This window comes from Arcobacter sp. CECT 8983, from assembly GCF_004118855.1.
Lineage (GTDB): Bacteria > Campylobacterota > Campylobacteria > Campylobacterales > Arcobacteraceae > Halarcobacter.
On record NZ_PDKF01000008.1, the window covers coordinates 148,875 to 163,777 of the forward strand.

At 25.8% G+C, this 14,903-nt stretch carries 15 protein-coding genes; 9 read left to right on the top strand and 6 right to left on the bottom strand.

Features of this window, described 5'->3' with window-relative positions; all coding sequences use genetic code 11:
* Positions 1-8: 8 nt before the first annotated feature.
* Complete coding sequence (locus CRV01_RS09660; RefSeq protein ID WP_129008000.1) at positions 9-677, bottom strand: response regulator; 669 nt, start codon at positions 675-677, stop codon at positions 9-11.
* 89 nt (positions 678-766) lie between these two features.
* Here CRV01_RS09660 and CRV01_RS09665 point away from each other — a divergent pair, with 89 nt between their 5' ends.
* The 3 genes from CRV01_RS09665 (at position 767) to CRV01_RS09675 (ending at position 4,740) form a co-directional block, all read left to right on the top strand.
* Positions 767-2,644: a 7TM diverse intracellular signaling domain-containing protein gene (locus CRV01_RS09665; protein WP_129008001.1), complete on the top strand. Its 1,878-nt coding sequence runs from the start codon at positions 767-769 to the stop codon at positions 2,642-2,644.
* Between the two features lie 121 nt (positions 2,645-2,765).
* A complete protein-coding gene (ychF, locus tag CRV01_RS09670; protein ID WP_129008002.1) occupies positions 2,766-3,869 on the top strand; it encodes a redox-regulated ATPase YchF in 1,104 nt (367 codons plus the stop codon).
* Positions 3,870-3,921: 52 nt separating this feature from the next.
* The gene (locus CRV01_RS09675; RefSeq protein ID WP_129008003.1) at positions 3,922-4,740 is read left to right on the top strand and encodes an HDOD domain-containing protein; all 819 of its coding nucleotides are present in this window, start codon (positions 3,922-3,924) and stop codon (positions 4,738-4,740) included.
* A gap of 4 nt (positions 4,741-4,744) precedes the next feature.
* On the opposite strand, the gene recO is transcribed toward CRV01_RS09675, so the two are convergent.
* Complete coding sequence (gene recO, locus CRV01_RS09680) at positions 4,745-5,362, bottom strand: recombination protein RecO (RefSeq protein ID WP_129008004.1); 618 nt, start codon at positions 5,360-5,362, stop codon at positions 4,745-4,747.
* Positions 5,363-5,478: 116 nt separating this feature from the next.
* Between recO and CRV01_RS09685 the strand changes: the two genes are divergently transcribed.
* A complete protein-coding gene (locus CRV01_RS09685) occupies positions 5,479-5,790 on the top strand; it encodes a pyrimidine/purine nucleoside phosphorylase (protein WP_129008005.1) in 312 nt (103 codons plus the stop codon).
* Positions 5,791-5,806: 16 nt separating this feature from the next.
* On the opposite strand, the gene CRV01_RS09690 is transcribed toward CRV01_RS09685, so the two are convergent.
* From CRV01_RS09690 to CRV01_RS09705, 4 genes are all read right to left on the bottom strand, one after another.
* On the bottom strand, positions 5,807-6,163 hold the full coding sequence (locus tag CRV01_RS09690; RefSeq protein WP_129008006.1) for a hypothetical protein: 357 nt from the start codon (positions 6,161-6,163) through the stop codon (positions 5,807-5,809).
* A 70-nt stretch (positions 6,164-6,233) separates the two neighbouring features.
* A complete protein-coding gene (locus CRV01_RS09695) occupies positions 6,234-7,922 on the bottom strand; it encodes an HD domain-containing protein (RefSeq protein ID WP_258238383.1) in 1,689 nt (562 codons plus the stop codon).
* Positions 7,897-9,279 carry a PhoH family protein gene (locus CRV01_RS09700; RefSeq protein ID WP_129008007.1) on the bottom strand — a complete coding sequence of 461 codons (1,383 nt, stop codon included), beginning with the start codon at positions 9,277-9,279 and terminating at the stop codon, positions 7,897-7,899. The genes CRV01_RS09695 and CRV01_RS09700 overlap by 26 nt, the downstream gene beginning before the upstream one ends.
* A 48-nt stretch (positions 9,280-9,327) precedes the next feature.
* Positions 9,328-11,244, bottom strand: coding sequence for a cache domain-containing protein (locus tag CRV01_RS09705; RefSeq protein WP_129008008.1), 1,917 nt, complete (start codon positions 11,242-11,244; stop codon positions 9,328-9,330).
* An 82-nt stretch (positions 11,245-11,326) separates the two neighbouring features.
* Here CRV01_RS09705 and CRV01_RS09710 point away from each other — a divergent pair, with 82 nt between their 5' ends.
* The 5 genes from CRV01_RS09710 to CRV01_RS09730 all read left to right on the top strand — a co-directional run bounded on the left by CRV01_RS09710 (position 11,327) and on the right by CRV01_RS09730 (position 14,903).
* Positions 11,327-12,256 (top strand): methyltransferase domain-containing protein, encoded by a 930-nt coding sequence (locus CRV01_RS09710; protein WP_129008009.1) that lies wholly within the window; start codon positions 11,327-11,329, stop codon positions 12,254-12,256.
* Between the two features lie 86 nt (positions 12,257-12,342).
* Positions 12,343-12,759, top strand: coding sequence for a disulfide bond formation protein B (locus CRV01_RS09715; protein ID WP_129008010.1), 417 nt, complete (start codon positions 12,343-12,345; stop codon positions 12,757-12,759).
* 15 nt (positions 12,760-12,774) lie between these two features.
* A complete protein-coding gene (locus CRV01_RS09720) occupies positions 12,775-13,332 on the top strand; it encodes a TlpA disulfide reductase family protein (RefSeq protein ID WP_129008011.1) in 558 nt (185 codons plus the stop codon).
* A 60-nt stretch (positions 13,333-13,392) separates the two neighbouring features.
* Positions 13,393-14,601, top strand: coding sequence for a hypothetical protein (locus CRV01_RS09725; protein WP_129008012.1), 1,209 nt, complete (start codon positions 13,393-13,395; stop codon positions 14,599-14,601).
* Positions 14,602-14,609: 8 nt separating this feature from the next.
* Complete coding sequence (locus tag CRV01_RS09730; protein ID WP_129008013.1) at positions 14,610-14,903, top strand: hypothetical protein; 294 nt, start codon at positions 14,610-14,612, stop codon at positions 14,901-14,903.

Consider the following 14,903-nt stretch of genomic DNA (forward strand, 5'->3'; position numbering starts at 1 on the left):
CTCTTGTTTTAAACATTTAAAATATAACCTTGACCTTTGATAGTTTGAATTTCTAAGTCAGGTATTTTTTTTCTTAGTCTAAAAAGTAGTTGTCTTCTATTTTCATCATAGGTCATACTCTCGTGCCATAAAATTAAATCTATATACTCATTTGACACTAAAGTGTTTTTATTTTGTATTAATAAATGTAAAAACTGTTCTTCTTTTTTTGTAAGTTTAATTTGTTTTGTATCTTTAAATAAGGTTTTGTTTTTTGAATCATAAATATAATTGTTTAAGTGAATTGGTTCAATTTTATCACTTAAACCAAAACGAAAAGAAGCAAGTTTTACTTCCCTTAGTAGGTGACTATCTAAATAAGGTTTAACAATATAGCCTGTAAAATCTACATTAGAAGCTTCTTCCAAAGTTGAGTCATCATGGTATGAGGTTAAAAATATCACGGGAACATTAAAGTTTTTTTGAATTAATTGAGCTGTTTGGATACCATTTAGTTCACCTTTAATATTTATATCAGCAATTATGAGATCAATATCATTGTGCAACATTACTTCAACTGCTTGTTCACTTTTGCTAGCAATTGCAACAACTTGATAACCTGCTAACTGCAAAGTTCTTTTCATTTTTTGTGCAGTTAACATCATATCTTCTATTATTAATATATTTATTTTTTTCATAAAAATATTTTACCACTGTAACGTTATATTTACCGTTATAAGTTAATCAAATTATTTTTTTTATGCTAAACTTTTAGAAAAAGAGTATTATGCGACTATTTTTCTTCCTATTTTTTTCTTTTTTAACTTTAAATGCAACAATTATTTTAGATAAAAAAGAAGTTATTAATCTATTAGAATATTCTGAAATTTACCATGATGTTGGAAATAAAGAAACAATTTTTTCAATCCTTTCAAAAGAAGATAAATTTGAAACAACAAAAAAAGAAGCAATAGATTATTGTAATCTTACTCCTGAGGGAGTGTGGCTAAAGTTTAAAATAAAAAATCCAAAAAATAAAACAATAAACAAGATATTAACAATAGATAATCTCTCTACTGAAAGAATAGATTTATATAAAATAAAAAATAAAAATGTAGTTTCAAAAAAAACAACTGGAATCTACCATCTTAAAAAATTTGATGGAACAATTGCTTTTAGCCTACCTATTTCAATAAAAGCAAATAGTACAGAAAGTTATTATTTAAACGTAAAAAATGAAAAACTCTCTTTGTGGTTTAAACCACAACTTTATGAGCCAAGAGAGTTTTATAGAAAAGATACTTTAAAACAAATTATGTGGGCACTCTTTTTTGGAGGAATATTTTCTTTAATTATATATAATATCTTTTTATTTGTATTTACAAGAGATAAAATATATTTATTCTATTTTTTATATTTAATTGCAACACTTATGCAAAGTCAATTTTCAATTTATGCTAAGTTTTATCTTTTTCCTATGGATAATGCAGACTTTGTAAGGAAAGATTTTTACTTTAATGTTTTTTATGTAAATGTTTTAGTTAGTTTCACTATGACTCTTTTTATCCGATATTTTTTAAATACAAGACTTTATCCAAAAATTGACTTATCTTTAAAGGTCTTAATTCTTATAATTCCAATTTATTTTATTTTACAAATTTTTGATACTTTTACTATTCCACAAGTTGTATTATTCCAATTTTTTACGCCTTATTATTTTTTATGGATTGGCTTTTATGCTCTTTATAAAAAGAATCCACAAGCTAAATTTTTCTTATTAGGTTGGAGTTTTGGTTTACTTGCTTGGTTATCTTTATTTTTCCAATTTATGGGAATATTCCCAGTTGAGTATATATATGATTATACTTTTGAAACTCTTATTATGGCAGAAGTTATTCTTTTTGCCATCTCTTTAGCTTATAGAATAAAGAATTTAGAAAAAAAGAAAAATGATTTAACAGTTGAACTTCTAAAAAAAGAAAAAACAGAGTCAAAACGTCTAGAGAGAATTGTAAAAATTCGTACAAAAGAGTTAAATAATGAGTTAAAACAAAATGAATTGTTATTAAAAGAGTTACATCATAGAGTAAAAAACAACATGCAGTTTATTACTTCTTTATATGCTTTAAAACTTAATGAAAATGCAGATAAAAAAATGGAAGAAAAACTACATGATGTTGAGAGAAAAATTCATGCAATGAGTATTGTTCATCAAATGCTTTATAATCAAAAAAATATTGAGAGTATAAATGCAAAAGTCTATTTTGAAAAAGTTATTGAAAATATAAGAGATAGTTTTGAATTAGAAAATATCTCTTTTAAATTAGATATAAATACTATTCTTGATATTGAAGAAGCTATTTATTGTGGTTTAATAGTAAATGAGTTGGTTACTAATGCTATAAAATATGCTTTTGATGGCAAAAAAGGTTGTATTTCTATTTCTTTAAATAACTATAAAAAAGGAATTTTATTAGAAGTTTCAGATAATGGAAAAGGGTTAATTAAATCAGATAAAATAACTTTTGGACAGATGATGGTTGAGTCTTTAGCAACTGAACAATTAGAAGGAGATCTTAATATAAAAGTAGAAAATGGAACACATATCTCTCTTTATTTTAAGAATAAAATTAGAAAAAGTATTAGTGAAAATAATGAGAACTAAATATAACACTTTATCTATTTTTTTGTGTTTATTGCCTATAATCTACTTTTAAAATATATGAACTATATTTATTGATTCAATAAATAAAAATATAAAACTTCGAAATAATAAAAGGAAATTAATGGGATTAGGTGTAGGTATAGTAGGGCTTCCAAATGTGGGTAAATCAACAACTTTTAATGCTTTAACAAAAGCACAAAATGCAGAGGCTCAAAATTATCCTTTCTGTACAATTGAACCAAATAAGGCTATTGTACCAGTACCAGATAAGAGATTAGATGAATTAGCAAAAATCGTTGACCCAAATAAAATCCAACACTCAACAATTGATTTTGTTGATATTGCTGGATTAGTTAGAGGTGCTAGTAAAGGTGAAGGTTTAGGAAACCAATTCTTATCAAATATTAGAGAAGTAGAAGTAATCTTACACATGGTTAGATGTTTTGATGATGGAAATATTACTCACGTAGAGGGTGATGTAAATCCTTTGAGAGATATTGAGATTATTGAGACTGAACTTATTTATGCTGATATTACTCAGTGTGAAAAGAAAATCGAAAAACTAAAAAAACAATCAAAAGGTTCTAAAGAAGCAGCAGCTATGTTAGTTGTAGCAGAGGCATTATTAAAACACTTAGAAGAACTTCAGCCTGTAAAAACTTTTGAAGATATTGAAAATGATTTATTTCTTCAAATGGATAAAGAGTTAAGATTTTTATCAAATAAAGATGTAATCTATGGTGCAAACATGGATGAAGACTCTTTAATGGAAGGTACAAATGAGTATGTAGATGCTTTAAGAGCTCATGCTAATGAAGTAAATGCAGATGTAATCACTCTTTGTGCTAAAATCGAAGAAGAGCTTGTTGGAATGGATGATAATGAAGCAAAAGAGCTTTTAACTGATTTAGGTGTTGCTGAATCTGGTTTAGAACAAATCATTCATAAAGCATTTGATAAGTTAGGTCTTCAATCATATTTTACTGCTGGAAAAGTAGAAGTTAGAGCTTGGACTATTAGAAAAGGTACAAAAGCTCCTCAAGCAGCAGCTGTTATTCATAATGACTTTGAAAAAGGATTTATTAAAGCAGAAGTTATCTCTTACGAGGATTTCGTGTCTTTAGGTGGAGAAGCTAAGTGTAAAGAGGCAGGAAAGCTAAGACTTGAAGGAAAAGAATACGTTGTTCAAGATGGTGATGTAATGCATTTCAGATTTAACACTTAATTTGATATAATTTTGTTACATAAAATAACCTTTGGTTGCAGGAGAATAAAAAATGACTGATACTATAATTGAGAAGATTGAAGCACTACCACCACTTCCTAAAACAGTTTTAGATATAGAAGAATTTAGACAAAAAAATGAAAAAGAGGCTTTTGAATTATTACAAATCATCGAAAAAGATGCTTTAATAATATCTACACTTTTAAAAGTTTCTAATTCAGCTATGTTTGGATTTAGAAGCAAAGTTGAAACAGCAAGTAAGGCTATTAATCTTTTAGGTATTAACTTTACGATATCTATTGCAATTGGTGGTACAGTTCAAAATCTTTTAAAGTCAAATTTATCAGCATATGGAATAAATAGTGATGATTTCATGAGAGCATCAAACCTAGCAACTACATTGGCTTCTCTTTGGTTAAATAAAGTATCTTTTGACTTAAAAGAGGAGTTAGTCCTTCCTGCACTATTACAAGAAGCAGGTAAGTTTGTTCTTGCCGATGTAATAGATAGTGAAGGAAAAACAGAAGAGTTTAAAGCTCTTTTATCTTCGGGGCATACAATTGCTCAAGCAGAAAAAGAGACTGTGGGTGTAACAACATCTCAAATTACTGCAAAAATCTTCAGACATTGGAAATTAAGTGAAAATCTTATTTCAGTTATTGAGCATGTAGATGATTTAGAGAAAAGTGATCCTGAGTGTAGATCAAAATCTGAAATCTTAGATGTAATTAAAACAATTTGTAATGTAATTGATCCAATGAGTGTTGAAAATATTGAAAAAGGTATTTCAAAAGCAAATAGTTATGGATTAGATATAAAGAGTTTAAAACAAGCTATTGAAAAACTAGAAGATAGATTATTAGACGAATAGTCTTTTATAAACCTTGAAGTAGAATATTCCATAAATATTCTATTTCACTATCATTAAAAAGTATTAAATTTTTATTTAAATATAACTCTTCCATCTTTTTCTTATCAAATTTTCTGCTATAACTACAGGTACTATGTGTAGGTACAAAACTTCTAACAAGTGAAAAATTTTTTGTAATTTTTGATTCACATAAAAAACATTCAAAATCTGGATGAAGTCTTCCTTCATAATCTAAAAGTTCAAGATAGTTATTACAAATAGCTCTTTTAGGGTTTTGTTTAATCATTTCGTGGACAAGCTTATCTAAAAGATTAAAATAAAAATCATCAATTATTTCTACATCTCTTAAATGGGGATGAAACAGTTTTATAAACCTTTGCCAACAATAAAGTTTTTCAGTATCAAATATCCATTGAAACCCTAATTGAATAACATCTTTAAGTCTTGGAATAGTACTTTTTATATTTGTTTCAAGCTCAAAGTCTATTTTATATCCAATATTAATATTAGAATGTCTTGCCCCATAAAATCTATAACATGTATAAACATGGTTTTCAGTTAATATTGTAACTATTAAGTCATCATCTCTGACTTTTTTTATATCTATTATATAGCCTTGCATTCTCTTCTTTTTATTAAAATTGAAAAAAATTATATCAAACATAAAATAGATATTTGCTTCAAATAATTATTATGTTAGAATAAACCAAAATTTTTTAAAATTGAAAAGGGACATTGATGGATTTTAATAATGTAAGTATTGCTAAAGAAGCAAATATCTTATTTGATGGAAACATTACTAGTAGAAGTATTACATTTGAAGATGGAAGCAAAAAGACTTTAGGAATTATGTTACCTGGTGAATATGAATTAAATACAGTAAATAAAGCAACAATTGATATTAATTCGGGAGTTGTAGAAGTTATGTTACCAGCAGAAGACTGGGTTGAATATGTAGCACCTGCAACTATTAAGATTGCTCAAAACTCAAAATATAAATTAAAAGTTACATCTTTAGTAGATTATTGTTGTTCTTTTGAAAGAGTTTAAGTAGAAAAGAAAAGGCTTAGTCCTTTTCTATTTCTTCATCCCAAAGAATAGAGACTCCATACTCATAATCAGGGATTACATATTTAAAGTATTCACCTGTACCTCTTTTTCCATGAAGCCTAATTATTGTTTGTTCATCTTGAAGTAGTTTTTTCATTTCATATTCTGAAAAAGAACGTTTATTCCATCTTAAAAATGCATTTGAATATACTCTAAATCTACAAGTTGAATCAGCAGTAAAAACATATTGTTCACTTTCGTCATACTCTTTTTTAGCATTCTCACAAGAGTAAAGTTTAATGTTTTTACCTTTTACATTTATTTTCTTTGATAAAACACTACCTTCACAATAAGGACACTTGCCAAGTATCATTAAAAACCTTTTTTATTTGTATATTAACAAAAAAGATTTAAGGGATTAAAATAGTTGGCAAAATGCAATATTAATCTTTAAATACTGAAAGAATAAGCTCTTTTAACTCACTTTTCATCTCATCATTCATGTGTTTTTTATTTGTATATATATAAAAAGGAACAGTATTTCTCATAGATTGTTTTAATCTTTTTCTTAAAGTAGAAATTTCATCAAGACTTATTAAGTTTTCTCCATCATATAAAGAGAAATCTCTTTCAATACCTATTTTAAAAGATACTGTTTGGTATGTGAAAAATAACTCTTCTTCTTTCTCTTCCCACTTTTTAATAAATAAATCAAGTAAATTTTGAAGTTTAAATAGTTTTTTAGAAGTTATATAACCAAAGCTTTCTCTAAATTGATATCTTTCAACAGTTGAAAAACCTAATACTTTATAAAACTCATTTAGATTTTTCCATGGACTTCTAAAGAATCTTTTTCCAAATAAAACTTCTTCAAAACAATACTTATATTTCTTTTCTATATGAGATAAAGATTCTTTATTTTTTAGTGAAAAATATTCATTTTTAAATAATGAGATTAACCAATTCTCATCTAAAACAGAAATAATATCAAGCCTTTTATCACTATCTTTTTCTTTTTGAAAATTCCAAAGCATAGAAATAGAGTTTAAAGGATCAGCTTCTGTATCATTTTTGTCAAACCATTTTGAAGAAAGAAATTGAACTACATTTTCAAGTAAAGCATCTGTTTTTGCTATACCATGATTGTAAATTACTTTTTTATATAGATTAAATCTCATTTCTAGCATGTGTTCTATATCAATTAAACCCATATCAAAAAAGCTTAAAAAGTATGAGTCGTTTTCTTTTACAAGTACTGCTTGTTTTGTAATTCTAATATGGTCTAAAGGACCTGTAATATAACCACTTGCAAGCATGTCTCTATTTATATAATCAAGTCTATCTGCATCAACAGTTGAATCAATTATTTTATGAATTGTAGAAAAATCAAAATTTTTGTAAACTTTGTCTTCTAAAATATATAAACATAAAGTTTTAATAAGTTTTAATAACTCTTTTTCTTCATTATCTTTTATAAAATCAAAAATCTCAAACTCAAATAGAAGCTTCACAAGATCTTTTCCAATAGCTTCATGTAAAACTAAAGTAGAATCTTTTGTTATAGTTTCATATAAAGAGATAAATTCTAACTCTTTTTCTTCAAAAGTCTGTTTTTTTAGTAAATCAGTGTATATCTTTTTTAATGCATATTCCACTTGATGAGAAAAGGGTAAATGTCCAACATCATGCATAAGTCCTGCTATTCTAATAGTTTGTAAAAGTATTATATAAACAGCTCTATCTTTTTTATTTTTTGTTGGAATAGTGAATTCATATAAAGCTTTATTATCAAAATAACTTAAATCATCAAGATTGATATTTAGTTTTTGTTCTTTAACAATTGCTTTTATAACTTTTTTCAAGTCTTTCAGAAACTGATTTTTTGTCTCTTTATTTGCATTTAGTAAAGCATTTTTAAAAATAAATGAACTTAAATGCATGGTCCCTAAAGAGTGAATAAATCTTTTAGTAGTAATTGAAGGATATGAAAAATAGGCTAAAGCATTTTGAGTAATAAACTGTAGCCTATTTAAAATTTTTGTTTGTAAAATTTTATCTTCTAATTTTGTATATGCGATGTGATTATATATTGTATCATTAACTAATCTATTTTGGATTTTGATTCCTTTCAAATATTCTTTCAGTAAATTCGGCAAATTTACCACGTACTGCTTTTTCTAACTCTATTGCAAACATATTTATTTCATCATGTTCGTGTCTTGTTTGTTTTAATAAAGTAGTAAGTCCGTTATTATATTTATTTAAATATAAATTATCGATTTGTCTATTTGAACCAATAATAACTGCCATACAAGATTCATCAAGCCTACTTAGTATTAATTGTGTTGTTTTTTCTGATGAATTCTGCCATTCATCCATAATAACAATTGCACTAGAAAGTGTTCTACCTCTAGCTTCTCCTGGCCAAAGTGTTTCAATACAGTATTTTGAAGTAAGTTCAGAAATTTTTGATTCAATGGATTCTTTATTTTCTCTACTTTCACTTTTTTTAAGATGTTTTTTTGCAATAAACTCTAAGGTATCTTGTAATGCCATATTATAAATTCTAAATTTTTCATCATTTCCAGCTAAATAACCTATATCAGCACCTTTATCAAGTGATTCTATAGAGTTTCTAACATAAACAATTTTATCATAGTGCCCTAAATCGATTAATCTCATAGCACTTACCATTGACATTAATGTTTTTCCAGAACCAGCTTTTGCGTCAATTACAAGTAATTCAAACATATCTGAAAGAATTGCTTTCATAAATAGTTTTTGTTTTAAGTTTACAGGTTTTACTTGTAAAGATTTAAAATCTGATTCTGTTAAAAGGTTTATTCTTTCATTAATGATAATTCCATGGCAAGAGTTTCCATCTTCACTTTCAAAAATATAAGAGAAGTTTTCTTTTAAATACTCTTTGTCATATTCTTTTATTTGAGCTTGATCTAATGAATTAAAAAGTGATGAATCAACTTTTATTGTTTTTACAAATCTAAAATCAGGAACTGTAGATTTATCATCATGTAAAGTTTCTGATTTTATACCTTTAAATAAGGCAAAAGTTCTTGCATAAACATCTAATGATAAGAAAATAGTTTGACTTCCTTTATAGTAGTCTTGAGCAATTGCAGCGACTTCTATAATTCTTTTATCATTACTTTCACTTAGGTGAGTTTGTTCTATTTCAGATTCATATTTATCTTTTGAGATTATATGTAAAGTAAGTTCATCGTTGAAAAGCTTTACAACTTTGAAACCTAATTTGTAATCAACTTCTTTAATTTTCATTTTTGCTAAAAGTCTAGCAAACTCTCTAGAATAAAATCCAAGTTCATTAGTAAGCTTCTTTTTATCCTCAAGCTCTAATAGTACAGTTTCAGGGATTACAATAGTATTTGTGCTATTGTCAGATATTCTATTTAAGTTTTGCACATTTTGCAAAATAATATTTGTGTCTAATACATATACTTTATCTTTCATAGAATAATTATAACATGTAATAGTTGCAAGTTAATAACAGTTTGTATATTAATTATCCCTTGGAAGTTTTATTGTGAAACAAGCACCTTTATAATCAATATCATTATAGTTGTACTCTTTATTTTCTAGAAGAATTTCACCTTGCATATTTTTTCTAATAATTTCTTGACTCATATATAAACCAATACCTGTACCTTGGGATTTGTGTTTTGTAGTAAAATAAGGTTCAAATACTCTATTTAGGATATTTTCAGGTACACCACCTGCATTGTCTTTTATAGAAATAGTTATATATTTTTTCTTTTTTACTACATCAATAAATATAACTTTTTCAACATCTAAATCTTTTTTTACTAATTCATCTCTAGCGTTATTTAAGATATTTATAATTACTTGAATAAACTCATTTTCTAGATTCTTAATCTCTCCATCAGCATTATTTCTAATAATTTTAATATTCTTATTGTGAAATTGTACGTAAACAAGAGCTAAGGCTTTATCTAAAGCTTCTTGAATAGAGAAAACCTCTTTTTTCTTATCTGTTTTAAAAAAGTTTCTAAAGTCATCAATAGTTTTAGAAAGAAATTGAGCGGAGTTATTTATTCCATCAAGGCTTTCAAGTAAAAACTTATCATCTAAAATATCCATCTCTTTTTGTAGTTTTAATCCTGTTGCAGTAGTAGAAATAGTTGATAATGGTTGTCTCCATTGATGGGCGATATTTCCAATCATTTCACCCATTGCAGCCATTTTTGATTGTTGGGCTAAAATGTTTTGTTGTTTAGTGTTTTCTACTAGGTGTTCTCTTATATCTCTTTTATATCTTCTAAACTTTTTCTGTAGTAATTTTGAAAAATAGATTGAACTTAGTAATAAAAGGATTAATAAAAATATAGATATTTCAAGAGTGCTTTTCAAACTTTTATGGTATTCATTATCTATCTCTTCTTTTTTCTTTTTGATAGCTTCTTTTAAATCATCTTCATAAAAACCTGTACCAATTAACCATTGCCAATCTTGTAAACCTTTTACAAAACTGATTTTTTTTATTGATTTAGCTCCATCTGGTTTTATAAATTGTGTATATTCATAAAAACCTGAACCATTTTTTGATATTTCAATTAAATCTTTTGTAACTTTTTTTATTTCTTTTGTATCATTATTTGTAATTGCATTTTTGCCAATGTACTCTTTTTTTATGTGACTTAAATAAATAGAATCATAGTTAACTACAAAAATATAACCATTTTTCCCAAACTGTAAGTTTTTGATATATTTTAGAACTTTGTCCTTCACTTCTTTTTCATAATCTTCAATATACTCACCAGTTCCTATAAACCAATCAAAAGGTTTAAAGTTTTTGATATATCCTAATTTTTCTCTCATTACATCTTTTTTGTTAGGGTTATACCAATACCAAGAATAAAAAGTTGACTCTTTTTTAGATAAAAGTTCTTTCATCTCTTGGATGATAAAAGTTCCTTTTGAATCTTGATGGTTTATAAAATTAGTTCCTTCTAATTCTTCATTATGAGGTAAAAGAAGGTTTTTGCCTGATTTTTCATATATAAAATAGTATCCTCTTCCTTTATTAAAACGAACATCTCTTAGGGCATCAATAATAAGTTTTTTTATTAGTTCAGGACTTTTGTCTTTATTTCTTTTGTAAATAGATTTTGCAATAGAGTGAGCATTATCAACTGCTCCTTTAATAGAGTGCCTTAGTTCTTTTTTTGTGTAATCTCTTTCTTTTTCAATAAAGTTATAAATTGAGTTAACTCTGGTTTTGATAAGGCTTTTGTTTTTTTCTATGTATTCTTGAGTAATTTTATTTTTTTCTTTTTCAAAAGTATTATTTCTTGTAGTAAATTGGTATAGAATAATAATTAGTGATACAATAATAATAAAAAAAGAAGGTGCATATTTAATTATTTTTAAAAATTGTTTTTCATTTTCGAATATCATATTTTACAACCTATTGAATGTCATAAATTATAACTATTCTGTAGTTAAACTTTGATATACTTTTACTAAGAAATGGAGAAAAATGAAAAAAAACTTTAGTAAAAAATCATTATTAGAAATTTATGCTTATTTTAATAATAAAAAAAATGAAAAAATAATAAAGATTATAGTTTTAAATCCAGATATTAGTTCAAATGCTTATGCAGGAGAAAAAATAGTTATCAAAAATGAAGAGTATGTATATAGGTCTTACAAATCATGGGTAGATTTAGCTCAAACTTTTTATTTTAAGATGTTAACTCCAAAATTAATAGATGATAATTTCATAGAACTAAACTTTATAAAACTTGAAGATAAAACTTTTCATGCAAGCAAAGAAGTTGAAGAAAAATATGGAAGTGAATCTTTATTTTCAAAGATAAATAAAAATGAAGAGCCAGAATTCTTTCATAGTTTTTTACAAGCATTAAAAAACTCTAAAATAAATAAAAGAAAAAGAGTTTTAAATCTTGGTGTTAATAATGCAGAAGAGTTTGAACTTATAAGAGACTCCTTTAGTGAAGAGTTTGATGATATTGAATTTGTAGGCATTGACTATTGTTCTTCAGCAATTGAAATTGCTAAAAAAAAGTTTCAAAATAATAAAAATGTAAGCTTTTATGCCCATGATATAAATATCTTAGATGAGTTAAATTTAGGTAAATTTGATATGATAATTTCAATTGGTACTTTGCAAAGTTCTAATTTAGATTTTAATGCTATTTTTATGCACATTGTTCAAAACTATTTAGAAAAAACTGGTGCATTAATTTTAGGCTTTCCTAATTGTAGATGGTTGGGTGGAGAGGTTATTTATGGAGCGAAGGCTCCAAACTATAGTTTTAGTGAGCAGTCTTTACTTTATAAAGATGCTTATTTTTGTAAAAAATATTTACAACAAAAGAAATTTAGAGTAACTCTTACAGGTAAGTATTATACGATGTTAACAGCTACTTCAATTAGAGCAAAATAAAAATATGTTTTCTAATAGAGTTTTATTTACACAGACTTTACACAAGAAAATTATAAAATACAAAAAAATATAGGATTAGTTAAATAATGAATAAAGTAAATTCAAGTCTTGTTCTTTTAATGTTTGTGGTAGCTTCTGTTGCTACTTTGGGCTCACTGTTTTTTAGTGAAGTTATGGAGTTTGTTCCTTGTAGTATGTGTTGGTATCAAAGAATTTTTATGTACCCTTTAGTTTTAATATTCTTAGTTAATCTTTTATATCCTGATGATAAACTATTTAAGTACTCAGCACCACTTGTTTTTGTAGGTTTAGGTTTTGCTATTTATCATAATTTACTAATGTGGGGAATTATTCCAGAAAGTGCAGTACCTTGTAAACAAGGTGTTCCTTGTTCAACAGAGTATTTTGAATATTTTGGTTTTATTAATATTCCATTTTTATCATTAGTTGCATATGGATTAATTGCAATATTACTATTAAGTTTTAAAAAAAGTAGAGCATAAAGGAGAAATTAGTATATGAAGAAACTATCTTTAATATTTATATCTGCATTAGCAGTATTAGTTTTTGCAGGCTGTAATTCAAATGATGAAGCAGCAAAAGTTATAGAAGATAATACAAGTTTTGAAGAACTAAAAAAACAAAGTAATAAAACATATAAGTTAAAAACAACAGATGGTAAAACAATTACCTTAACAGTTGAAAATGATGTATTGACATCTGAACAATTAAAAGGAAAATATGTATTACTTAATTTCTGGGCAACATGGTGTCCTCCTTGTATTAAAGAGATGCCTGTATTTAATAAGTTATATGATAAGTATCAAGATAAGTTTGAGCTAATTGGGATTTTATTTGAAAAAGATAAAGATTTAGAAGAGTTAGCTTTATTTATGGAAGAGCATAATATTAAATTTCCCGTTGTTACAGGAGATGAAAACTTTAGAATGGCAAAAGCTTTTGATGATGTAAATAAAATTCCTGAATCTTTTCTTTATGGAACTGATGGAAGATTTTTAAAAAAATATATAGGTGAAGTTGGAGAAAAGGACTTAGAAAGCTATCTTAGTAAATAGTTTATGAAGTTTATTTTAGTATACTAATAATTATTTTTTACACTTAAAGGACAATATACTATGAGTGACTTCTTAAATCTTATAAAAGAATCAAACTATAATTTATTAGAAATTTATAAACAAGCTCCCAATGAAACTTTAATAGTAGTTGCAGTGTTATTAGCTTTAATAGCACTTGCATACTTTTTTATAAACCATACTATAAAAAAATCAATTGTTTTAAAAGAGTTAGCAAAAGTTGATGAAATAAATACTTTTGATGAACTAAATGCAAAACTTGTGCTTTTTGTTAATGAAGTACCAAAAAGAGGTGAGGTTGTAGCAAAAGCCCTAGATGAAAATAAAGACAAGATATTATTTAGATCATTAAAAATACTTTCAGGTTTTTCTATTAAAGATAAAATTAAAAAGTATCAAACTATTAGTAAAAGATTTAAACAACTATCAGATAGTACGTCAAAATACAATAACAACAAACTAACTTCTTTTTTTAAAAACAAGTCTTTACTACTTATAAATAATCATCTAGCTAAAGATATCGATGATTATGCTTCTACAATACATTTTTGTGAAGCTGAGGTAGAAAATGTAAATGCAATTGTTCAATATGCTAATAAGCAAAACTCTCCATGGCAGATTTTAGATGTATTATTTAAAAATTTAAATAGCTTCTCTTTTTCTTATAATCTAGAACTTTACAAATTCACTGAAAAACTTGATAAAAAGAATTCTAAACAAGTATATGATTATTGTACAGAAAAGATTAAAAATATTTTTACAAGTGGTAAAAATGAGGTATCAGTTAATATTTTAGAGTATCTTTATGAAAAAGATGAGAAAGAAAAAGTATATGAATATATAAAAACTTTAACTAAAGTTTCTTACTTACAATATTTATATAAAGTATTATTTGATAATAAGGATGATTTACATTTAGACCTTGCATTTATTGCGAACCCTACAAAGATTAAAAATGAGTATAAAGAGTATATAGATAACTCATTAACTACAAATTGGCGAGATAAAGAACATATAGAGTTTGTTTCAAAATCACCTGGTGTTTTAGAGGTTTTAGGTCATACAGAATTTAGAAGCTTAATTGAAAGAGTTGATAGAATTAAAACTGATATTGAAAATAATAAAAAAATTGAAGAGGCTTTAACTATTGCAAAAAGAGCAGAATCTATAGCAATAGAAGCAAAATCTTTTAATCAAGCAGGCTCTAAAAAGAAAAAAGAGAAACCAGTATTTCAGCCAAAAGTTGATTAGGAGTATTTTTGGAAGTTTTACTTGTTATTATAGGTTTAGCTCTTATCGCTTTTTTAGTATTCCTTTTAGGAAATAATACAAAACAAAAAGAGTATCGTTCAAGTACTTTAAAAAAAGAAGAACTTATTCAAAAGTATGAAGATGAGATGAAAACTATAATTGAAAAGTATAAAGATGATCCTGATACTTTAACTATAAAAAAAATAGAGTATCTAAAAAAAGCAAGTAATAAAATCCACAATAATATATTTTTTAGTGATAGTGAAGCAAAAGCCTTAGTTCAAAGGCTTGCTTCTTTATAG